General features: G+C 36.2%; 15 protein-coding genes. 3 read left to right on the forward strand and 12 right to left on the reverse strand.

The genetic code is table 11. The annotated features are described in order from the left end of the window. Nucleotides 1–14: 14 nt before the first annotated feature. The 10 genes from QHT84_RS12220 to QHT84_RS12265 form a co-directional block, all read right to left on the reverse strand. Entirely contained in the window at nucleotides 15–3,470 is a 3,456-nt protein-coding gene (locus QHT84_RS12220; protein ID WP_283239847.1) for a DEAD/DEAH box helicase family protein, read from the reverse strand. Between the two features lie 89 nt (nucleotides 3,471–3,559). Next, a complete protein-coding gene (locus QHT84_RS12225; protein WP_283239848.1) occupies nucleotides 3,560–5,722 on the reverse strand; it encodes a DUF262 domain-containing protein in 2,163 nt (720 codons plus the stop codon). Then, entirely contained in the window at nucleotides 5,712–7,499 is a 1,788-nt protein-coding gene (locus QHT84_RS12230; RefSeq protein WP_283239849.1) for a DUF262 domain-containing protein, read from the reverse strand. Before QHT84_RS12230 ends, QHT84_RS12225 begins: the two co-directional genes overlap by 11 nt. A 6-nt stretch (nucleotides 7,500–7,505) precedes the next feature. After that, nucleotides 7,506–8,954 (reverse strand): AAA family ATPase, encoded by a 1,449-nt coding sequence (locus tag QHT84_RS12235; RefSeq protein ID WP_283239850.1) that lies wholly within the window; start codon nucleotides 8,952–8,954, stop codon nucleotides 7,506–7,508. 10 nt (nucleotides 8,955–8,964) lie between these two features. After that, nucleotides 8,965–10,170, reverse strand: coding sequence for a restriction endonuclease subunit S (locus QHT84_RS12240; protein ID WP_283239851.1), 1,206 nt, complete (start codon nucleotides 10,168–10,170; stop codon nucleotides 8,965–8,967). A 443-nt stretch (nucleotides 10,171–10,613) separates the two neighbouring features. Next, nucleotides 10,614–12,167, reverse strand: coding sequence for a class I SAM-dependent DNA methyltransferase (locus QHT84_RS12245; RefSeq protein ID WP_283239852.1), 1,554 nt, complete (start codon nucleotides 12,165–12,167; stop codon nucleotides 10,614–10,616). Between the two features lie 61 nt (nucleotides 12,168–12,228). Continuing rightward, nucleotides 12,229–13,113, reverse strand: coding sequence for a hypothetical protein (locus QHT84_RS12250; protein WP_283239853.1), 885 nt, complete (start codon nucleotides 13,111–13,113; stop codon nucleotides 12,229–12,231). A 2-nt stretch (nucleotides 13,114–13,115) separates the two neighbouring features. Further along, a complete protein-coding gene (locus QHT84_RS12255) occupies nucleotides 13,116–15,617 on the reverse strand; it encodes an ATP-binding protein (RefSeq protein ID WP_283239854.1) in 2,502 nt (833 codons plus the stop codon). Between the two features lie 60 nt (nucleotides 15,618–15,677). Next, nucleotides 15,678–16,709, reverse strand: coding sequence for a helix-turn-helix transcriptional regulator (locus QHT84_RS12260; protein WP_283239855.1), 1,032 nt, complete (start codon nucleotides 16,707–16,709; stop codon nucleotides 15,678–15,680). 51 nt (nucleotides 16,710–16,760) lie between these two features. Then, on the reverse strand, nucleotides 16,761–18,290 hold the full coding sequence (locus QHT84_RS12265) for a hypothetical protein (RefSeq protein WP_283239856.1): 1,530 nt from the start codon (nucleotides 18,288–18,290) through the stop codon (nucleotides 16,761–16,763). Nucleotides 18,291–18,786: 496 nt separating this feature from the next. Here QHT84_RS12265 and QHT84_RS12270 point away from each other — a divergent pair, with 496 nt between their 5' ends. Then, nucleotides 18,787–19,344, forward strand: a complete 558-nt coding sequence (locus tag QHT84_RS12270) for a hypothetical protein (RefSeq protein ID WP_283239857.1) — start codon at nucleotides 18,787–18,789, stop codon at nucleotides 19,342–19,344. 135 nt (nucleotides 19,345–19,479) lie between these two features. After that, on the forward strand, nucleotides 19,480–19,890 hold the full coding sequence (locus QHT84_RS12275; RefSeq protein ID WP_283239858.1) for a hypothetical protein: 411 nt from the start codon (nucleotides 19,480–19,482) through the stop codon (nucleotides 19,888–19,890). 357 nt (nucleotides 19,891–20,247) lie between these two features. Here QHT84_RS12275 and QHT84_RS12280 read toward each other — a convergent pair whose 3' ends face one another. Further along, nucleotides 20,248–20,928, reverse strand: coding sequence for a hypothetical protein (locus QHT84_RS12280; RefSeq protein ID WP_283239859.1), 681 nt, complete (start codon nucleotides 20,926–20,928; stop codon nucleotides 20,248–20,250). A 582-nt stretch (nucleotides 20,929–21,510) separates the two neighbouring features. Here QHT84_RS12280 and QHT84_RS12285 point away from each other — a divergent pair. Beyond that, a complete protein-coding gene (locus tag QHT84_RS12285) occupies nucleotides 21,511–21,804 on the forward strand; it encodes a GIY-YIG nuclease family protein (protein WP_283239860.1) in 294 nt (97 codons plus the stop codon). A 274-nt stretch (nucleotides 21,805–22,078) separates the two neighbouring features. On the opposite strand, the gene QHT84_RS12290 is transcribed toward QHT84_RS12285, so the two are convergent. Further along, entirely contained in the window at nucleotides 22,079–23,158 is a 1,080-nt protein-coding gene (locus QHT84_RS12290) for a sensor histidine kinase (RefSeq protein WP_283239861.1), read from the reverse strand. Nucleotides 23,159–23,202 lie beyond the last annotated feature (44 nt).

A 23,202-nucleotide genomic window follows, 5' to 3' on the forward strand; every position in this document is an offset into this window, starting at 1 on the left:
CAAAAAAAAAATAATTAGCCTATTAATGCATTTTGATTTAATTTTTCAACCAATTGGATTACCTTAATAAGTTTGTCTTCTTCATCTTGAAAAACACCAAAGATACCATTGTCATTTTGAGCATTAAACGGACTCTGAGTTAGCATCTTTTTATCTAAGATGCCGTTTTTATTGAGGTAATCTATAATCGTCTTTACAAACGTAATTTGGTTAGCATTCAGATTTTCTTCTTGTATGAATGTTGCAAAATGTTGATGGGCTGCTTCAATATCTAATCCTAAAATCTTTCGAACAAACATACCTAATGGCTGTTCATCATACTCAGTAAACAAACGCTCTTTGCTTTCGGCTTCTTGCATTAAAAACTGTTCCAACTGTTCTAACTCTCCCGGCGTAATAGGTATATTTTTATATAGTTTGTCAATAACCAAATGAGTTCTGTTTTTACGGATAAAAGATTCTACCCGGTCCTTATAACTTTGTAGTTTTGTATAACTACCCATTACATCAGCTTCCTTTACATTTGCCTCTATCAATTCATCATCAAAATCAGAATAAATAGGAGCAACTTTATTATCGTCTTTTAGAAACTGTATCAAACTCCTTAATTCTTCCCTCAAGGATTCAAGTTTTTCTAAAGATATTGTTTCCCAGTAGTCTGATGTTTTGATTTTAGTAATTATTTCAAGATGTTGCCCAACAGCCGGAATATTTCTTTTTGTAAAAAGAAGTTCTCCAATGTTTGTTATATTTTGAATAAGAGTCACCTGCTTTTTGGCTTGCTTTAAAATAGCCAGTTGCAACTGATAAATTAATCGATCAAATTGTTTGGCAAATTCATCTTTATCATCAGTGTAAGCTACAAGATGGGATAAATGGGTTTGAATGTCCAGTATGTCCGATTGATTTAGACTATTCCAGTTTTCCCTTTTACTATATTTGATAACATACTCCAGATGTTTTTTTACTTCAAACCTACTATGGTCTAGTGCAGCTATTTTTAGGTGTAGCTTGTCGGTATAGGCTTTGGCCAGGTTTTCATCTGATTCGTTAACTTCCTGATTGTTTTGTATCGTGGTAATAATTTCCAATTGACCCTCAAACAGTTGTTGCGATAGGGGCTTTGATGTGTTACCCTCATAGCCGTTGGGAAATTCTTCAAAAAATTCAAAGTTGCCGCAAATGTCAAATATCAGAAAGAATTCTTTGTCTTGTCCTTTTCCAAAAATATCAGGACATTTTCGGGTACCTCGACCAATCATCTGCCAATATTTGGCATAAGACTTCACTTCTTTGAAAAAAATCAAGTTTAAGACTCTTGGGGCATCTACGCCGGTGTCCATCATATCAACCGAAACAGCAATCTGAGGATCCTTATCATCACCTTTGAAGAAACAGAACTTTTCTAATAAATCTTGTGCTTTGTCCTCGTAGTTGTCTATTACACGAAGAAAACCTCCTCCATATTCAGGGTAGTTTTTATTGAAACGTTCTTCTATAAATACAGCATGGGTATGGTTCTTGGCAAAAATGATAGTTTTCCCTAACTTATCACCACTTTCCACACGTTGACCATAGCGCATCAGGTAATCTAATACGGTGTCAACAGTGTCGTTGTTAAAAAGAAAGCTATTGACTTGTGTTTTCGATATCTCGGTTATGCCGGTATCTTTTTCATCTCCCGGTACCCCAAAGAGTTCTTCATACCTTCTTTTATCACGTTCGCTTAGTTCAGCATATTTAACCCCTTTGCGCGGAAATTTTACCGGAACTTTATAAGCTTTTGGGGGAACCAAATGTTTTTCGGCTACCGCTCTGTCAAGCTCATAAGCAAAGGTGGGCACATCGTCTTCAATTTCAAATAAGCTGTAAGTGTTTTTATCGATATCTTTTTTTGGTGTGGCTGTTAGTCCTATCAAGATGGAGTCAAAATAATCAAATATAGCCTGATATTTTTGATAGACTGAGCGATGGGCTTCGTCTATTATTATAACGTCAAAATGACCAATCCCATAAAAACGTTCTTCTTCATTTTTTAAAGAATCAATTTTATTCAATATAGTGGGGTAGGTGGAAAAGACAACTCGTGTACCCACATCTTCCTTTTCTTTGGTTAAATCTATAGCCGATAGATTAGGCAAGTGCTCCTTGAAGGCATTTTTAGCTTGGGTTACCAAAGCATTTCGGTCTGCCAAAAACAAAATTCTTTTAGCCCAATTGCATTTAGTAAACATATCTACTATAGCCGCAGCTGTTCGGGTTTTACCACTGCCTGTAGCCATTACCAGCAGTGCTTTTCTATGTTTTCCTCTCAGGGTATTGTTTTGGGTGGTAACGAGTGCTTCTGCTACGCGTTTTACCGCTTCTAGTTGGTAATCTCTCTCAATTATAGCAGTATTAACTACAAAATTTCTTAAATCCAGGCGTTCATAACGGCGTCTTATCAGTACTTGTAATTCCTCTTTGGTATAAAAACCTTGAACTAATCGGTCAGGATAAAATTGGTCATCCCAAAGATGGGTTTGAAAACCATTAGTGTAAAAAATTACAGGACGTTGTCCGGTCATTTTTTCCAAGCAGTCGGCATATAATGTAGCCTGATGTTTTCCTTTTCGGGCATCATGTAGGGTACTTTTGGCTTCAACTACAGCCAAGGGTTTACCATTATCATCCCACAATACATAGTCTACATAGCCCATACCTGTAGGATTGGTACTTAAAGGCATTCCGGTAACTTCATACTCAATTTCTTTGCCTTCTCTGAGGTTGTCCCATCCGGCTTCTTTGAGTAATAAATCAATTAGTACTTTTCGAGTTTGATGTTCTGAGGTAAGCTCCGGAACGGCTTGCTCATAAGTAAACTCTTGGCGGCGGAATTCTTTTCGCTCAGCAATAATTTGTTTTTGTGCCTCAAGTTGTTTCTTTAGTAGTTCGTTTTCTTCGGCTAAAAGCAATTGTTTTTTTTCCAGCTTTTTGGCTTCTTCTCTTTCTTTTTCAATAGAGGAAGCTAATTCTTGTAGTTGCTTCTGACTTTTGTCTTTAGTATCTCCGTAAGGAATATAACTTTCCGAGAAAGCGGGTATTTCAGGATTTTTCTCGCTGTAGTATTTACTTAACCAAGAGAGAAATCGAAAGGTGTTTTTTAAGGATTGCAGGGCTTCTAACTGCCGCACATTTTTACCATGTGCTGCATTGTTTCCATACAATCTAACCACATCCATTTCCACCAACATACTGGGTTTTAAAATGGCTTTAAAACTGTCATTGTGAAGTAAAGCCCCTAGTTTGGTGTCGTAAGGTAATTCAAGATCATCATCATTTTGATACAACCAAAAAATGGTTTTCTCCAAAGTACTCCTGCACAATAAAGCAGCATAGCGAGGGGCTGTGAAAGTGTGCTTTTCGGCCTCGGTTATTTCCCTGTAAATTTCAGGAAATTCTGCTTTAAGGAAGATAAAGTTACTTGGCATAGATGTCAGTTAATGCTACTAAAATAATATTTTATTTGATAACTGTCAGCAATTGGCTTTTCTTTTGACTTTTTGATAGACATGTAAATTTATAATACAGACTCTAACTTATTACAAACTGATATTAAAATTTCGAAAACTTCTTCTTTATGATATAAATCTGTAACTAAATTATAACGGTTATCCTCTTTTACAAATTGTGACTGCTCCAAAGTATCAACTATTATTGCAGGTATTTTATTTTCCTTCCTGTCAAAAAAACTTAAAACAAAACCTTTGTTAAAGAAAATATCAATTGCAAAGCTATTATCGCCATAATACCAGTTGTCAATAAAAGCACATGGTTCGTCTATTGTTTCATAATAATCTGAACGAGTGAAAGGGTATATTGATTTCCCGAAAAGTTTTGTTGTAAATAAGTCATAAGTGTATAATTCAGCCTTTCTTTTCCAATTTCCTGCATTGCTTCGAGAAAGGTATATTTTATCACCATTTTTTTTAATCTGAAAGTTACAGCAATGAGGTAAAATAAGTTTGTTTTTTATGAATAGTCCTTTCCAATCGTTTTCGGTATAATTAGCAATTAAAGCATTTAAATCACTTTCTAAAGATTCATAATGTAGTTTATCCAACATACTTTTTAAAACAATACTTTTCTTTTCGTCATTAAAGACTTTTCTCCAATTATCCATTTTTGCTCGAAGTCCGGTTTCAAAATTGCAAAATGTTTTACTGTTACTTATGTCAATCAAATAATATCCTTCGGTCAGTAATGCTCTTTGAAACAAAAAGGTTCGACTTGATTTAAATTCTAAAAAAAGTTCATTTAAAAGAATGGAATAATTAGTAAATGAGTTAAGTATGTAGTCATTGTTTTCTTTTGAGAAGTTTAAAATAAAACCTATCTGTCCGTCAAAATAATGATGGTTTTCAATTGTCTTAATTTGTTTTTCCCAATCTTCTGAAGTTAAAATTAAGTTAGCCTTTATTTTTTCTTCTTCCTGTTGGGCTGTTATGAGGCCTGAAAGTATATCACTAGTAATGATGTAATTGTGAATATCCTCCAAACCCTCACTCAATTGATTTATTGCTCTTATTGCAGCATAAAACTCAACCGGACTTTGAATCAAAGTGTTATTAATTAAATTACGGCAAACCCGAATCCAATTATCATATACTGGTTTGTTAGCTTGATTAATTTCGCCTATTTTGATAAAAAATTTAGTTACGGCATAAAACCTAACTCTTTCCCAATAGGTAATCGATGTTGATTTTATAAAATCCTTAAAATAACCTGATTCATCTGGATAAGCTTGCAAAGCATCTAATATCGATTTAATCTGTTCTACCGATTTATCAAAATCTTTATAAACTTCTTCATATTGATTAAAAAGATAATAACCATCTATGAAGCCCTTGTCTATGTCCTTTTTTTCTACATATAGATTAAGCGTTATATTGGAGAAGAAATTATAAAACTGCTCATCAATATTTTTAATTTCAAGTTTGTCTTTTCCGGTTTCTAACTTCCAAAAAATATCATACCATTCATTATCGAGTTTTGATTTTTCGGTTTCTTTGAGGAAACTTGAAAAATTAGCTTTGAAGTTTTCAAACTCTGTTAACGGTTTTCCTCTGGAATTCATTTTTATATACAGTTCATCTGTTAATTTGAATTTGTCTAGCGGTAAATAATTGAAAGTAATCAAACTGTCATCACTTATGAGTTTGTCAAACAGCGGTTCCTCTAAATCGGAAAATGCCTCCTGGATGATATTCAGCATGTTGAGAATTGCCTTTATCGTTGGATCAGACTTCCAAGATAAGGAAAACCATTTTTCGTTTTCGATACACTTACTTAAAAGCTGATCGTTTTTTATTTTTGACACCCCTTCCAAAACCAACTTTTTACAAAAATCTTGAGAACTGGGTCTGGTTTCATAGCTGAAATTAGAAAGTGTTTGTTTTACTTCTTCGGTCATTTGTCCTTCTTTAGTTGCTATGTACCAGTGCAACAAAAATAAGGTGGTTAATCTTTGTTGCCCATCTAACGGAATCAATTCCTTATTTTCGGTTTTGCCATAAACAAAATCAAGATTCAGTTTTTCCTGCAGTAGTAGTTTGCTTTTAATTTTACCTATAAAATTTCGGGCAATTCTGTTTTCTTCAGCCCTTCCTTGAGCATAATCCCTTTGGATTATTGGTATTTCTATTTTAGTCTGCTCAACAATTCTCCAAAAATTAGTTTTCATTATTTTGTGCTTTTGGTAAATAATCCTTTAAGGTACTTTGTAGTGCATTGAAATACGCTTCCTGGTCTTCAATGTTCCATTGTACGTTTTGTTCCGAATTTTTTGAATAATATTTCAAGAATACATTTTTGGTACCTATTGGTATAAAGGATCCTTTTTCATCCAGTTCTTTTATTTTGTCTTTTTTAATAGGGAAGATGCTGTTATTCAATGACGAGTTGTCGGTTCTGCTTAATAAAGCCATGTTTTGAATGGAGTGTTCAACACTTCCGTTGGTATACTCATTGAAGATTAAGTTTTGAAGGTCTGAAAAATGAAACTCATTTATTGTTTTTGTTTCCAATAATTCATCTATTTTATTGTAAAGCTCAACGTTTCTGTTTTCAAAGTATTTTTTCTGTTCTTCCAGTACCAATCTTCTCTGGGTATCGGTTTTTAAATCTTCCGAATTTTGAGCATGTATGTGTTCAAGGCTCCAATTTTCTTCAGTAAATTTTTCAAACGGAAATTTTATGTAATTACTTTCCATGGTTGTAAGTACATTAAAGAGAAACAACGCATTATTTGTTTCCTCATAACTTTCAAGATAGGATAATTCGTTTAACTCAGTTTTAAATTGAGAAGCTATTTTATTTTGAAGTACTGTTTTAAAATCATCTTTTGTATTATTCTTTGCCAAGTTTACAATTTCAGCTATAGTAAAATTACTTTGGTTTGAATTAATAAGATAACCTATTAAATGGTAGTACACATTATCGTTGTAAAAATCAATAAACTGTCGGTAATAACTTTTGATTTCGTCCCAAAGAAACGCTTTTGTTTTTTCGGATGAATTGACTTCATTTTGAGGAACTAATTTGGATTGGATTAAATCGTTGAAAACATAAAAGGTGTAGAGTTTATCATTTTTATGTTTTAGGTCTATTGAGGTTAAATGGGCATATTTTTCAGCAATAATATCAAATATTAATTCAATATGATTTGAACCTTTAAAAGGCTTTGTCGTTAAAAAACGCCAAAAGTTTTTGTTTTGTAAAGCATTTTCCATTTGGTCCCATTCAAAACCCATTTGGAGTTGATACCTTTTTTTGTTATCATGATTTTTATCCGTAATAAAAAATAGAGCTTTAACCAACTCAGCATTGGTTAGTGGAATTTTACCCATATTAAGACGCGTGAAAATCTCTATAGGATTGTCTGTTTCTTCAGTAACTTCATACCAAATAAACCGGATGTTATTTTCAAGGTCTACATCATTTTGCTTATTTGTATCGAGCAAAGTGCTCAAAAACTTACCTTTATTAATCTGATTTTCTATAAACCAATTTTTGATAGTTATATAGGCCCAACTCATGTGGTAAAAATCAGCATTAGTCTTATCAATAGCTGTGATGTTATGCAAGTTATTTAAGAACTGTTTGCTGCTGACCCCTTCTTTTTCTCGAGTCTCATATTCAATAGTATATAAATTACTAGAACTGAAATTTATTTCCCTCGCATCTTTCAGATAGGTCAATAGGATAAAAATGGTAGTTAATCGTTGCTGTCCGTCAATCACTTCCCAAATACCATTTTTATTAATAACCACTATAGGTTGTAGGCAATAAAATTCGCCTTCCTCTTTGCCGCGTTTGTTTTGAAACTCATAAATGTCATTGAGTAAATCGGTTATCTCCTTATCCGTCCAGCGATAGCCTCTTTGATAGTAAGGGATAAAAAAGTGATTGTTTAAAAAATCCTTTTCACCTATAGCCTTTAATGTAATATTATTATTCATTAATTCTTAATTTACCTGAAATTCATTTACTCTCTGCTTCCAATATTCTTGTATGGCAATTTGTGCGCAATATTCTTGAAATTGAGCTGGGGTTTCTTCATTATCCTGTTCAATATAGCTTAATACTTCTTGCAACTTTTCGGGAAATTCATCAAGTATTTTATGTGCCATTTGAACTTTATTTTCTTTTTGCATATACGTTAATTCAATGGCTTTGTCAATTCTTCCGGGTCTTGAAGATACAAACATTTTTTTACCATCTTTTTCAATAGGATGTCCAATAGCTGAATCAATTTTATCAATATCATTTGTAGTAATGATGGTAAATACACCATCAGATTTATCAACGCCATCAATACAATTTAATAAACAATCAAAAGTAAGAGGAGTAAATTTTGAACCGGCGTCATCACCGTCTTGATTATTGTCATCATCGGTTAACAATCTGCTAAACATGGCATTGCTTTGACAGATGTTTTTTCTACCATGAAATACATTATCAATATCTTCAATTAGAGCAATGCATGGAACATTTAATTGCATGTTTTTCCATGAACTCATCAAGTCATTATTTGACATTTGAGATAATGAAAACACATAAATTGGCATATTTAGGTCTTCTGCAAATGCCCTGACCAATGCAGTTTTTCCGGTTCCGGGAGGTCCATACAATAACCAGCCTCTTTTCCAAGGTATGTTCTTTTCTTTGTACCAATCTTTACTTTTTACCCAAAGCGAAATAATCTCAATGAGTTCTTTAACTTCTTTTGGAAAGAATAAGTTATCTAAGGCTTTACCGTTTGTAGTCATTTGTCTTCCCAAATCGTTGGGTTCAACACCAAGCAAACGATATTGGTTTTGTTTGTACCAGGCATATCCAATTGTTTCTTTTGAAAAATAGGCGTGGTTGTTATTGTCTTTATTAGGTAGATAGAATATGTCAAATCTAGTGGTTGCCTCTTCAGCATCATCAATTTGCCATGATATGCTATTCCTGTATTCTGATGCTTCTTTAATAATTTTATCTATGTCTAAAGTGCCTCTAATGAAAGTTATTGATGAGTACGTTTTGTCATCTTCATTATGGTATCTCCTGTCTTCATTTCCTTTAGCACTATCTTCAGTATGATTAAAAAGAAAAGGCATTCTAAAAAACCACAATACCTTTTTGTCTGACTTGAAAATTATTGAAGTAGAACCAAACTTTTCAAATGGGACTAATCCATACTTACCATTTCTGTAGGTTTCGTTTATGGCTCCATAAGTTTTGTCATAGGTTTGAAATTTATCATAATTTCTAACCAAGTAAGCTATAACGGCATTATGAGCCTCATCTGTTTTAATCTCTACACGCTGAATAGCAATTGACAGGATTTTCCAACCTATCAATTTAATTTTATCCCAAAAGCCGATAATGGCTCCTATAATGGCCCCTCCTTTTAAATACTCAAACATATATTATTTATTAATGCAACTCTCCCTTGAATGCCTGTTGCAACAACCCCTGAAACAAGGCTTCACTTTTTGCTAAAGCTTCTTGGGCTTTTTGTTTTTGAGTTTCTATTACTTGAATACGTTCTGCGAATTGGTTTTGGAGTTCAATGGGTGGATTTAAAATTGGAAATTCTTCGATGTGTTCTTTATTGAGTTGTCTTTTGTCAATACCTCCAACACATACACTTCTTATATAACCTCTGTATTCTTTTGTTGTTAAAATATGTAAAACAAATTCATTGATAATGTCTTTTTTAAGTCTAATCAAATAAACATGACCATTGATATTAGCTTTATCATCTTCACCTAGATACATAGCAGCTCTGCCAAGACTACTGTTTTCTGTATTTATTCTTCCAGTCTTAGTCATTAAAATATCGCCGTGCTTCAAACTACTTTTCAGCATTTTATCATGAGTTAATTGATCTATAAAAGCTATGTCTTCATATACTAATTTATTTTTCCATACATTTTGACTTCTAAAAAATGTAATTCCTTTATCAACATATACTTCACTTCCTCCTTTCGGTGTGTTTCCACTATGGATTTTAGTTGAAATTTCCTTTAATTTATTTACTTTCCATTTTTTAGGATTATTTATAGGATCCCCAAACATCTCCAAAAACAAACTTTGCGTTAATGCATCATATTTTTCAATAAGTTGTTGATTGTATTGGCGCAGTTCATCAGCTTTGTCCAGGATAGCGGCTATTTTTTGTTGGGTAGGGAGGTCGGGTAGAGGAATTTCATAATCAAGTACCCAATTGGTTGATAGATTTAATTGAGCGGCACCTGCTGAATTTCTTATAGCATCATTTTCAAAAATATCACTATTTAGAAAATGATATAAATAATTATCTGAGAGGTTATCTGATTTTGGCTTAATTCTGCAAACACGTTGATTTATATAAGCCGGTAATAACTCTTTTGGAAATTTACCAACCCTCCCAACATTGCCAGTTAATGACATCAAAATATCATTTTCATCAATCTTATAATTATCTAAATTAGACAATTCTGAATAAGGGTATAGTTTAGGATCATTGTCTACAATTTTTCCTTTTTGAACATTTGTAATCCTAATTACTCGTGCGCCATCATTAGTAACATAATTATCACTTTTGAAGGCATAACCATTTGTAATTTTACAAACTTCAGAAATCTTTACTTTTTGCATTAATCTATTTTTGTATTTTCGTCTAAGTTATTAATTCAATTGCTCTTTTAGAGCAGAGGTCTTGAGAAGCTGCCTTCTAACCAGTAGATCGAAGGTTCGAATCCTTCTGAGATTGCAAACCAGGGTCACAGGTTTGAATCCTGTCGAGGTCACGAATAAATCCTATAAAATCAAAAAAATGACTAGCTCGCTTGATCATTTTTTTTGTTTTATAGGATTTTCAAAGCGGAGCTTTGTCAGGATATGTAATCCTGTCGAGGTCACATCCTTTTCATAACCATAGGATTCATAACCCTGAGGTCATGGTTTCGAATCCCTTCCTCTCTGCGAATTCTCCGGGGGTGAGAATCCCTCTTTCTCCGCAGAATCCTTACGAACTAAAGTTCGTGTACCTGAAGCCCACTGGGCTTCCTCCTTTTAATTTCAAATCTCTTTCTCCGCAACTATTCCAACATCTTTTCCAATGCCTCCATAGCTTCTCGACGTTTTTGGTCTAGGGCTTTAATCTCGGCTAACAATACTTGTGGCTTTTCATAAACCACTTCGTCGTATACTATTTCCTTATAGCGGTTAATGCTCAAGTCGTAGTCGTTGGCTACTATGTCACTTTTGGGTATTAAGAACGATTTTTGGGTGCGATCGGTAAAGTCTTCAGCCGAATGTTTTTGGTTAATGGTATGCCAATCCATCAATATGTTAGGAATGTCACATTTGCCTTTTACTTCTTCTAAAATAGATTCCGGTTCGGTAAAACATTGCTCTAAAGCCGCTTCAGTAACCAGTAAATTGCGTTTGTCATCCAGGCTATAGCCATCAGCCTGCATATCATAGAACCAAACGTTATCGGTACCGCCACTGTTGGTTTTGGTAAACAATAATATGGCAGTGCTTACTCCGGCATAAGGTTTAAACACACCACTTGGCATAGAGATAACAGCTTGCAATTGTTGGTTTTCTACTAACTCTTTACGAATGTTTTTATGAGCACCACTGCTGCCAAACAAAACTCCATCGGGTACAATCACCGCGGCACGGCCACCTAATTTTAGCATTCTCAGTATTAGTGCTAAGAATAGCAATTCGGTTTTTTTGGTTTTGGTAACCTGTAGCAGACTGCTTTCTACTTCATCATAATCCAAAGCTCCTTTAAAAGGAGGATTGGCTAAGACCAATGAGAACTGTCCACTAATACCGTTGTTTTCGGCCAAAGCACTACCACCAATGAGGTTTGGGTTTTCCATGCCATGCAATTGCAGGTTCATAGAAGCAATACGCATCATCGAAGGGTCAATTTCTAACCCGTTAAACATGCTGCTGTTAAAATGGTCTCTGAACTCCTTTTCCAAAAACCAATCGGGTTGGGTGTCCTGTAAATACTGTCCGGCGGCTACTAAGAAACCTGCCGTTCCCAATGAAGGGTCACAGATGGTATCATCTTTCTTAGGTTGGGTGAGTTCTACCATCATACGGATGATATGGCGCGGGGTTCGGAACTGCCCGTTGGTACCTGCTTCAGCTATTTTGCCCAACATGTATTCATATAAATCACCTTTGGTATCACGATTGTCCAGCGGTAGCTTGTCTATTTGCTGCACCACTCGGTCCAACAACTTGGGCGTCTCAATCATAAAAGTCGCCCCTTTAATGTATTCCGAAAACTTTCCGCCATCAGTACCTAAAGTCTTCATAAAGTCAAACACGGTCAAATCGTTCAAATGACGTTGTGGTCTGCGGAACAAGTCAAACATGGTTTCGGGGTCTTTATCTTTAAAGTACGACCAGCGCAATTCTTTTTGACTCTCGGCATAAATCGGTTTTTTATTCGAACCGCCCAACATAGCAATTTCCTTTTCAATTAGGATTTGTTTGTCATCCAGTTGCTTCAAGAAAATAAGGTAAGTAAACTGCTCAATAACCGTAAGAGGGTTAGAGATACCGCCGGTCCAGAAGTCATTCCAGATTTTGTCTATTTGTGATTTTAATTCGCCTGTAATCATAAGTTGTATTTCTTGATTGTAAAATTAATAGGTTAGTGTGCAGATTGAGTGCATAGTGCAGTTAAATATAATTTGGATAATGCTTTTTAACAAACTCCGGCAACCATTCTAATATTTCCATCAATAGAAAAGTATTAGATAAAAAAGGGAGTTTCAATGTAGCCTCATCCGATAAATGGGAATACTCGCTGGTAGATTCTTTAAGTTTTCTAAAAGCCGATTTAATACTTTGAGGTACAGGTTTGTTTAATTTATGTCCATTAGTATCTCTGTCTTCCATAAAACGAGTACACGATTCTAAATTGGGTTTGTTCTTCTTTGTTGCATCAAAGAAAGCGGTTGGAATACAAGGGATAGGGTTGTTAAGTGACTTAAATACAGCCTCTAATAAATCTCGTTGTACATTGAGATTTTTTTTGGCATAATCAGTATTGTTCAAGACGGTAATAATCTCAATTAACAACGGCTCATGAGTTTTGGCCATGATATTTAAATCGAAAGGTGCAAAAGCTTCATCGTAGCTCATTCTGAGTGTTCTGTAATGAGACTGTGCTATTTCATCTTTAATAAACTGAAACATAACTCCTCTGTCTTTTTCAGTCTTTTGAAAAATCCTGGCATTGCCGTCTAATGCCTCAAATCGTTCTATAAAACCGGTATTGACACAGTAGGGGATGTGCTTTTTGTTTTTTTCCGACCATTGCGTAATATCTTTGATGGCTTTAAAAACAAAATTATCTTTTTCAACTTCTTGATCTTCTTCAATTTTTCCTTTTCCGTCAAGAATAACAAACTCAATGGAAGGATTATTTGTAAGCACTTCAAAACCGGTCTCCCAATCCAAACGGTACACTATGTTTAAATTGCTCAATCTTCCAACGCCAACTAGAGATTGACAGTAGTCTTCTTTGTCATCCACTAATAAAACCTTTATAATTGCTGCCATGATTATCTTGGTAAAGAGATTATAAATTCTACATTATGCGGTAAAATTTCATTACCAACATTATTATTCAACATGATTTTTCCTTTGTGATTTTTTATGATTTGTCCTATCAAAAAACCACCAAATCCACTGCCAACATCGGCTTTAGTTGATTTTCCTTTGGCAAGAAAATCTTCGATTGTAAATTGAGGAGGTAGCGATTTTCCGTTATTTCTAACAGACAGTTCTATGAAACTTTTATCCTTTTTACGGATTTCAAGCCAAATAGTTGGATTCATTTTCAGGTCTTTAAAGCCATGTTTAATGGCATTATCAATTAGATTGTGTAATACAATTTTTAACTGACTCTCATCGGCAATTAAATTGGTTACTCCGCCCGATACCTTTATGGTTACATTTGAGTATTCCCCTTTTATTTGATTGAGTATCGCTTTTAAATCAACCTCTTTTTTATGGGGATTAGCAATTGTGATCAATTGAATAGCTTGTTCAAGTATGTAATCAATATCGGTTAAAGAGCGTTCCATACGAGCCAAAGTACTTGCTAAAGTGTATCGTTCAATAGTTTCAGGACCATCATCTTCAAAAATCGGCACTATAGTTTCGGCTAAATCTAAAGTTTGCTGAGTAGTAATTTTAGTGTTTAAAAAGTGTTTTAAAGCCGCAAAATCATTTCCTAAACCGGCGGTAGGTTGTTTTAGGGAATGCTTTAATGTTTTTATAAAGTCAAGTTCCCTGTCTGAAACAGCTTCGTTCTTTCTTTGTATGACCTCATTATTTCTTAATTCCTGCAGTAATAATTCCCTTTGTATTTCCAAGGAAGGTATTTGAACCTCTATTTTGAGTAAATCATTTAAACGTAATAAGGGAACTTGAGACGAACCACTGGTATAGAGATTAAATTGTTTTAATACATAAGGTTGCAACAGTTCTAGGGCTAAGTATTCATCAAATACAATGGATGGGTTGGGTTTAAGCCAATGAATAAAGTTGCCTATTACAAAATTTTCGTTTTCGGGTAAAACATTGGCTTTAACGTTTTGATTGATGGCACTTAGTGCTAAGCCACCTTTGACAAGGCTCAATTTTTCAAGCGCTAATTGGTCTGCATCAATACCAATGGCGTCTGCGGACGGTGTAAAATAAATGCTGTTTTTATTTAAATCGCTATTCCGAATTAATTTATACTCACCACCGGAGTAGAAACTACTCGTTTTATAATTAAGATTTCTCCCCGTCTTTTTATCTGACAACAGATGTCCTAAAGTATAAATTTCATAACCTTCTTTTTTTTCAAAGGGCTTAGTAAATAGATAACTTGTTGGCAGTAAATTATAATAATCAGGTACTATGTTTTCAGGACTAACCTCTATTGAATATTCTTGAACAACATTTTTATCATTAATTGTTTTGGCTACAGTGGATAGTTCAGGTAGCGAAAGATGAGAAGTATTCACAAAAAATAGCTTGTCTTTTGATGTTCGTCTAAAATCAAAAAGGAGTAAAGCCATTTTTACACCGGTATTTTCAATGATACCTGTTGGTAATTCTACTACAGTATCCAAAAAATTAGACTCTGTAATGATTCTTCTTGCTTCTATGTGGCGCTTGTTTGAAGAGGTTAAACTACCTACAGCAACGAGTAACACAGCAATATCCAGTTTCTTTTGTTTGGTTGTTATTTCATTTAAAACTGCTGTAAATTCAATAGGTGTCGGTTCAAACGATCGCATTCCTAATGGTGGAATTATGATTTCGGTTCTTAAAGGTGCGTCTGTAACCTTTGATTCTTTGATAAAATGACTGTTGTATACTGTAGCAAGAAACTCATTAAAGTTTTTAACCTCACGGGAGATATAACTGTCGGCACTATCATCCAATATTTGAAACAAAGAACTACTATTTTCTTTAAGAATTTTAAGTAAATAATAGTTGGCAAAATAGCTGTTAGTGATGATAGTATTATGAAGCTTGCTAAAACAAGTAAGTTGGGCTAATAGGGCAACAAATCCATCATTGAGTATGCCGTAATGGATTCTTTTGGAATGAGATTCCTGTAACAAATACCAATGGCATAATTTATATAATGCCTCTAATTTTGCCTCGTAAGATTTGTTGCTTTCGCCATACTCAGCTATAGGTTCCTGTACAAGGTTTTCGTCGTCCAGTTTGTCTAACAACTCATTAATGCCTTGTTTTAAAGGTTCAAAAGGCAAAATAGAATTTGTTATGCTGTTATTACTGTAATTATGAACCAAATTATTCCTAACTTTTTGAAACAAAAGAGTAGCGAGGTCATTTTTAACCAAGTTAACTTTCCCGTTGTCTCTCGTAAATAAATTGGGATAATTTCCAACTCTTGCAGCAATTTGAGTGGCATGAATAGGCACATTGTCTTTACGAACATAAAGCTGCTGGCTGTTTATTACTTCCGCAATTTCACTGGTAGACATGGGTTTGCCATTTGTTTGGAGCACCTGTTCTATAGCTTCGTGTAAAGTCATTTCTTTTTTAATTACTGTGCAAATTTACAATCTTAGTATGCAGCATAAGTGCACAGTTCCTTAATATAATTGATTTAATTTTTTTATTCGATTAGAAATTGTGGTAACCAATTGCTCTGGGCTTAGTATTCTGACCTTCTCTCCAAAAGACAGTAATCGCATTTCAAGTTCATAGTTTAGAATAACCTCAATTGTAACCTCTAAGGAGCCATCTCCTAGCACTTTTGATTTCTGACTGCCGTGTAAGGGTTTTGTCTGCACATAAGGAGCCTGTTCTTTGTCAAAGTGCAGCACTACTTTTTCTGCCTCCTTTCCCGGTTCTTTGGAAACCCCAATGATTTCGTCAAAAAACTCAAACCAATCGGTTTCATCCTTTTTGTACAAATGATTGGCTTTTTCAATGTTCTTTATTCTATCGAGTGCCAAATTCCATTGAGGAACGTCATTATATTCATTGTAACCAAAAACAAACCAACGGTTGTTGTATTGCTTCAAAAAATAGGGGTGGAAGTAAATTTCATATTCCGCTTTGCCAAAGGGTGCATAGGTAATCTTTAAAACCGTTTTATTAACTATCGCATTAAAGAGCGGGGTAATATATTCATACCCTTTATAATCAATATTGGTCTCAAGTGAAATTACTTTTTGTTCGTGGTTCACCAGTCCAAACTTATCATTCAATAAGGGCCCTAATTCATTAATCCATTCAAATTCAGGACTGCCTTCAAAACGTTGCAGTATGGCAATGGCATTTTTCAATTGTTCCGCTTCAGTATCGTTCAGCGGACTCTTATTAATAGAGAAGTTTTTATCAGCATAACGATAATAAAAACCGTTAGCCCCTTTGTAAGTTTCAATGGGAGCATTATACCCCGATTCGCTTCGCATAAAACTTATGTCTTTGCGCAAAGTTCGTATTTCAACTCCGGAGCTTTTAGGGTCATATTCCAATATAGCATCATTAACCGCTACAAGCAGGTCATCTATACTGTATTCTTTTCCATAATTTTGAAAACAGCGATCAAGTTTGTTGTAGCGTATAATTTGATGTTTAGTAGTAATCATAAGTTGGATAGGAGTATCACCAAACATACCAAAAATCTCTCACTCATGCAATCAATAGTAGTAGGTATTTTCGACTATTTAATTCTTCGAAATATTAATTGGTAATCCAATCTTAAGCCCGAAATTCATATCATCATCAGGGTGCTCATTTAAATTAAGTCTACTCATAAATAATTGTATGGCAACAATATTCTTTTTGTCTTTTGATTTTAAATTAATTAATATTCCGCTTTCCAGCGGGTAAGCCTCCTTATTTAACAATGCATCGTTTTTGGAATATCCAATCTTTGTGAATAGTCCTGCGATATTAATAGGTGCGTAATATAATTCTAAATTAAAATTGGTAAATGTTCCATACTCATAATTTCGATTATTCTTATTAATGTACCCCGTTCTGGTTTTATTAACTTCAATCGGAACACCATTCACATTTTCGGATGAATACGTGAAACTATAATCATTTTTATCATATTCAACAAAATTATTTGATCTTCCTAAGCCAATAGAAGGTCTGATTAACACAAAAGATTTATTTTTCCACAAGAAAAGATAATTCCATCCTATGTTTATACCAAACAAATCACTTCGTATTTCTTGAAATCGATTCTTAAAGCTTATTGTGTTTTCTGCATTTTGATTGTAAATGTCAAAACTTTGTCTTTCATAAAAAGGGCTTACCCCAAAATAGTTGGTCTGTGATGCTGTCCAATATTTTTTAAATGTTGCAATTTCTAGTTTGTTGTTCTCACTTTCGTAATTTTCGAGTTTAGAATAAGCTACTTCATAATCAGTTAAAAGTTTTTCAATTTTGAAATTTTCGGGTATGTCGCAGGTTTTTATAATTTTTTCAACATGATTCTTTTCAATGATAAGGTCATATTTTACTTTATTTTCTTTATTAAGAATATTAACTAAAGCGTCATAGTCTACTATTTCAGGTTTCATCTTATAATACTTACGCAATTTTTTCAGTAAGCGGTCTTTATTTTTTGTGGTAAAGGCTGTAGTATTAAATTCATAAGTCTTGATTTCTGCAATTTTATTCAATAAGTCTTTTTGTTTTCGAAAGGAATCTTTATCAATTGAAACGTGCGGTAAATCAAACAATTCCATAATGATTTCGGCTTCCATTATTCCATAATAAACACTGTCCGCCAATGCTCTGCTTTGAATTTTGTTTTGTATCAGTGCTCTTTGTGTATCAATATCATTTGGAATATCTAAATGCTCAACACTGAAAAACTTAGAGTTCCCGCCTAAACTGAAGAAGAAATTTGTGGTTAATTTACCCTTTTTACTACCATCACTTTCATCAAAAATAAAAGCACCACTATTAACAGAAAACTTTCCATCTAAAGTCATGATAAACGAATTTTTACTATAAAGTTTTCCACTTGCATTGAGCTCTGTGTTGTCCTCTTTATACTCATAACTAATACCTTGCTTGACGTTATCGTCTCCTAGGACCATAAAATTTAATTCACCAATAATAAGAGAATCAAAAGCAGTAGTGCTTAGTGGTTTTTTAACACTTATTGATTTTTTTTCCTGACAGTATCCAATTAAACAATTCGTTAATAAATAAAATATTAGTAATCGTGTTCTCATACCTATTATCGTTTTAAAAGTTACAGTGCCGGGAGTATTCCCAAAGAATACCCGTTGGTCTCTTTCCTATATCGTGTGGTATTTAAACATCGTAAAGACGTTTTTAAAGATACGCAAACCGAGGCTACGGAGGTATAATGCCGACGGAATTTTACACTTTAGCGATTTTCGCGGGCGGTTTATCGATAAAAGCAGCGTCACCACCCCAAAATCGTTTACCCGGTTCCGTAGCTTCGGGAAACGAAGGCATCCCTTGGTGCCCACATTTTGTTTTTGCAAAATAGGTATGCAAAACGTGCACATCCTATTTTTTTTTGAAAAACATGCGCACAAACCTTGCACATACTTTTTAGATTTAAAAAACATGCGCACAAACCATGCACATACTTTTTAGTTTTGAAAAACATGTGCACAATATTTTCGCTTGTTTTTTCGTTTTAATAGTCATGCACTTACCTTGTAACAGATTGATATACAAGGTTTAAATTTGTATGATATGAGAAGAAAATCTGAGGAAATAAAGGGCTTGCTGGGGTTTTCCCAAGACGAAATGGCCAAGCTTTTAAATTTGCACCGCTGTTCGGTATCCCGTTTTGAGTCGGGGAAAGGACATTTTCCACACCATGCCACGGTACTGCTGGGCGCCATGCTCACTTACATCCAATCGCCCGAAGCCGCGGCCGACCGGCCCGCTATGCTGCAGGAGCAAGAGGTACAGCAGGCCGAGAAATTGGAGAAACTGATTAAAGAAAACGAATACCAATACGAGCGGCTGAGCCGCCTGTTGCACAAGGCACAGACCCGCTATTCGCATGCGGAAAAAGCCGCGAAGCTCCTGTATTTCTTGAAAGAACACGCCGAGGTGTTGCCCGAAGTAGCCCCGGAGGTGTTGCAAATGTTGGAGCGTAGGGTAGCGGCTACGCTGCAAAAGCAAGGGAAGGCCGCGGTCCTGGAATTGGAATTGCAGGTCGATTTATTGGTGTACCAAAAAATGCTGCTGGAGCGCAAACGGCACCAAATGGCCGGGAAGCCCAATGCGAATAAGGCATCATAGCTGTGTTTATATTGTGATTTCGTCATGCATTTTGTTAAAATTGTATCAAAATAATACTAAAGTTTTCTTAAAATAGATTTTTCGGCACAGTGTTCGTCCATGGCACTCCATCATTAATTTAAAAAACTTTTAATCATGGAGTATTCAATTTCCAATTTAACGCAGGTTACCGATTGTAACGCGTTATTAGCCTGGGCGGCCCGAGAAAGAGCCGACCTGAATTACAAAAAAATCACCAACGAGCGCGTGACCCAAAAGTACGCCGAGACTTCGGAGGGGCTGGATGCCGAAATCCTGGGGGTTATTGCCGAGATTGCCGCCACCGAGACCATCATTGCCGCCTTGCCCGAAGGGCCTTCTAAGGAAGCCGCGATGGACAAAAAAACCACACTCGAGTACCGCAAGTTTGTATTGGAGAACCGCAAAGAGAATTACGGCACGGTAGCCTTGCTGCAGAAAGAATCGGAGCTGGGACGTGTAGAACGGGAAATGGCCGAGGTTGATGCCTTTGTGATCGCCGTAGAGGCAAGGAAAGCAGCGTTATAAAGGCTGCCTTTTTATGAGAGAGAAGTTGTCCGATGGGCAACTTTTTTTTTTGGGGGTTCTCGATACGCCCTGCGGGCTACTCGAACGGTCGGTTCTCGATACAATTTTCACTTCGTGAAAATCACTCGAACTGACGAGAGTCGTTTTAATTTGTCACGTGATAAATTCCAGCAGCGTCACTTCGAGTGATTTACAGCTACAAAAATTGGCATTTTTGTAGCTGTAAATAGTATCGAGAAGCGCCCTTCGGGCTACTTGAACTGACGGTTAACGGGAATGCAAAAGAGCATGAGACCCCCTAAAAAAAAACACACCTTTTAGGAGTAAAAGGTGTGCTATAGGAAAACGACCGCCGTATTAGTTTAATCGAATGTCAAAATGGCCATCGCTATTGCTGTTGGGAACTGTAACACTGCGTACGGTTAAGTTTTTACGGGCTGTTTCAGGAGAAAAGCCGATAAAATTAAAGTTCTCGTCGTACAACGGTTGGGCATCACTCACCGAGGTTTGCATGCGGAATACCGAAGCCGCTTGCGGCGCGCCCGGGAAGTACATATCGCCAAACCCAAAGTTTACCAGTTCGTATTCGCTCACAAAATTGGTGTATAAGGAACCGGTTTTGTAGGCATCGGCTTCATTAGACCAGACATAGGCAAACGTATTCACATCGAGTATGGCGGCATAGGGTTCGCGGCTGTTAATGTTAAAACGGGCTGTGCCGTTGGGCAACACGGTTATGGTACCGTAATCTTCCATGCCGCCACATAACAAAATTTGATCGTTAGGGAGGTAAAAGAAAAAGAGGAACAATTGATTGTTGCTCACCGTAAAGGCTCCTTGGTTGGGGTTGCCATCGCGTAGGGTAGCCGAATGATACTGTTGGGTAACGGTGTTTCTAAACTCCGGATTGCGGAGAAGCTCCTGCACTTGTTTTTTAAAAACGGCTTTTTGGGCCGCATCGTCTGAGGTGTTTTCCGATTGGCTGCAGCTCAGGAAAAAGAGGGCTACAAAGGACAGTAAAAGAATTCTTGTTTTCATATTTGTATTGGTTTAAAGGTTATTTCGAATGCCACGGTATTACCACCTAAACGGTTGTAACAACCTATAACATAGGTTAAGCGTTACCGTTGGTATTTTTGGGGCGTTGGATTCACACTAGTGTTGCGCTATAAATGGGGAGGGATAGCGTTGTGAAATGGTAGTTAAAGCTCTCACTTTTGGAGGGAAAATGAAAATATTTTAGATGAACAACCTAAAATGGGGGTTGAAAAGTAGAAAAGTGAGACCCGAGAACGTTTAACAGCGATGGAGGCTCTGTAGTATACGGCTCATTTAGAGTGGTTTAGTGTGTTTTGATGTAGTCAAAATGGGTTCTCGATACGTTGCTTCGCAACACTCGAACTGACGACTACAGTGAACAACGTCACCCTGAGTGTTTTGGCGAAGCCAAAACGTATCGAAGGGTCGAACTGACGACCCTGTTTTTTTTACTACTAGACGCGTCACTTCGAGTGATTTTGCAATCTAAAAACGGTAGTTTTTAGGTTGTAAAATGGTATCGAGAAGCCTTCACTTCGAGTGATTTATAAATAGTATCAAGAAGTTTCCTACTTTTACACTATGAAACTATCGTATGTTTATATCCTGGAATGCGCAGATGGCACGTATTACACCGGTGTCACGAGTAACCTAACGAAAAGACTTTTTCGACATGAAACCGGGTTTTATCCTACGTGCTATACTGTTACAAGAAGACCGGTCTCTTTGGTCTTTTATGCGGAATTTACCAATATCTGTATTGCCATTGAAAAAGAAAAACAAATTAAAAAATGGTCTAAAGCCAAAAAGAAGGCGCTGATTAATGGGGACTTCGATGCCTTGCCCAATTTGGCAAAAAAAGATTTTGGGAAATAGCTGTTGGCTCCTGGTTCTCGATACGCCCTTCGGGCTACTCGAACTGACGTCTATATTGCAGGAGGTCACCGGGAGTATTTTGGCGAAGCCAACCCCGAAGTATCGGGAGTATCGAAGGGTTGGTTCTCGATACGTTGCTTCGCAACACTCGAACTGACGACCCTGTTTTTTTTACTACTAGATGCGTCACTTCGAGTGATTTTGCAATCTAAAAACGGTAGTTTTTAGGTTGTAAAATAGTATCGAGAAGCGCTCTACGAGCCACACGAATGGTCTACTTAAAAGTTATGGTAAACGTAGTGCCTTTGCCGATTTCGCTGCTTACGGCTATTTGTCCGCCCATATCGGTCACGTGGTTGTACACCAAGTAGAGTCCGATACCATGGCTGTCTTCGTGTTGGTGAAATTTTTGATGAAGCCCGAATATTTTGTCTTTTACTTTTTCGATGTCAAACCCGCAACCGTTGTCGGCAATGACCAATTGGTGTACACCGTTTTCCATTTGGGTTTTTAGGGTAATCACCAAAGGCACCCCCGGTTGGGTATACTTGACGGCGTTGGTGATAAGGTTGATAAAAATACTCTCGAGATACACTTTGTTGAACGATACGGTATCGAAGGCGTCAAAGTTGAGGTCTACGGTTACTTTGGTTCCGTTGCTTTGCAGCGGAATGAATTGCAGTACTTTTTGAGCCACCTCAGTCAACGACAATTTTTCGACGCTGACAGTCAAATCATCCTGATGGCTGATGTTACTGACGTAGTCGTTGAGCGTTTCTTTTAAACTGGTGGTGGTGAGTTTAAGGATGTTGATAAGATCCAGCGTTTCGGGGTCTTCAATTTTGCTCACATCGAGCAATTCAAAAACCGACAGTAAGTTATTCACCGGGGAACGCAAATCGTGCGAGGCGGTATAGGTAATTTTCTTTAAGTCGTGATTGATTTTGCGAATAGTAGTTAATAGCTTATTGCGCTCTTCCTCGAGCTGTTTGCGCTGGGTGACTTCTTTGGCAATGGCATACACCAAACCGTGCGCTTGGTGGGGCGTAGAGGTCCAGGACAGCCAAACCACATCCCCGCTCTTGGTAAGGTAGCGATTTTCAAAATGCAGTAACGGATTGCCTTTTTTGACCGATTCTCGGGCCTGAGAGGTCCGCTCCAGGTCGTCGGGATGGATAAAAGCATTAATGGGTTGGGCCAACAATTCAGCTTCGGTATAGCCCAATAGGTGGCATACCGCAGGATTTACTTTTTTAAAATAGCCATCGTAACCGGCAATAAAAAAAAGGTCGGCAGAGATATCAAAAAAAACTTCCGTTTTGTATTGATCCGTTAGGGTGGGGTAATCCGTCATTTAAATGAGATTCAGGGAAGTAAATATAGCAATTGTTTTTATTA

It is taken from the genome of Flavobacterium sedimenticola, assembly GCF_030053345.1.
GTDB classification, from domain to species: Bacteria; Bacteroidota; Bacteroidia; order Flavobacteriales; family Flavobacteriaceae; genus Flavobacterium; species Flavobacterium sedimenticola.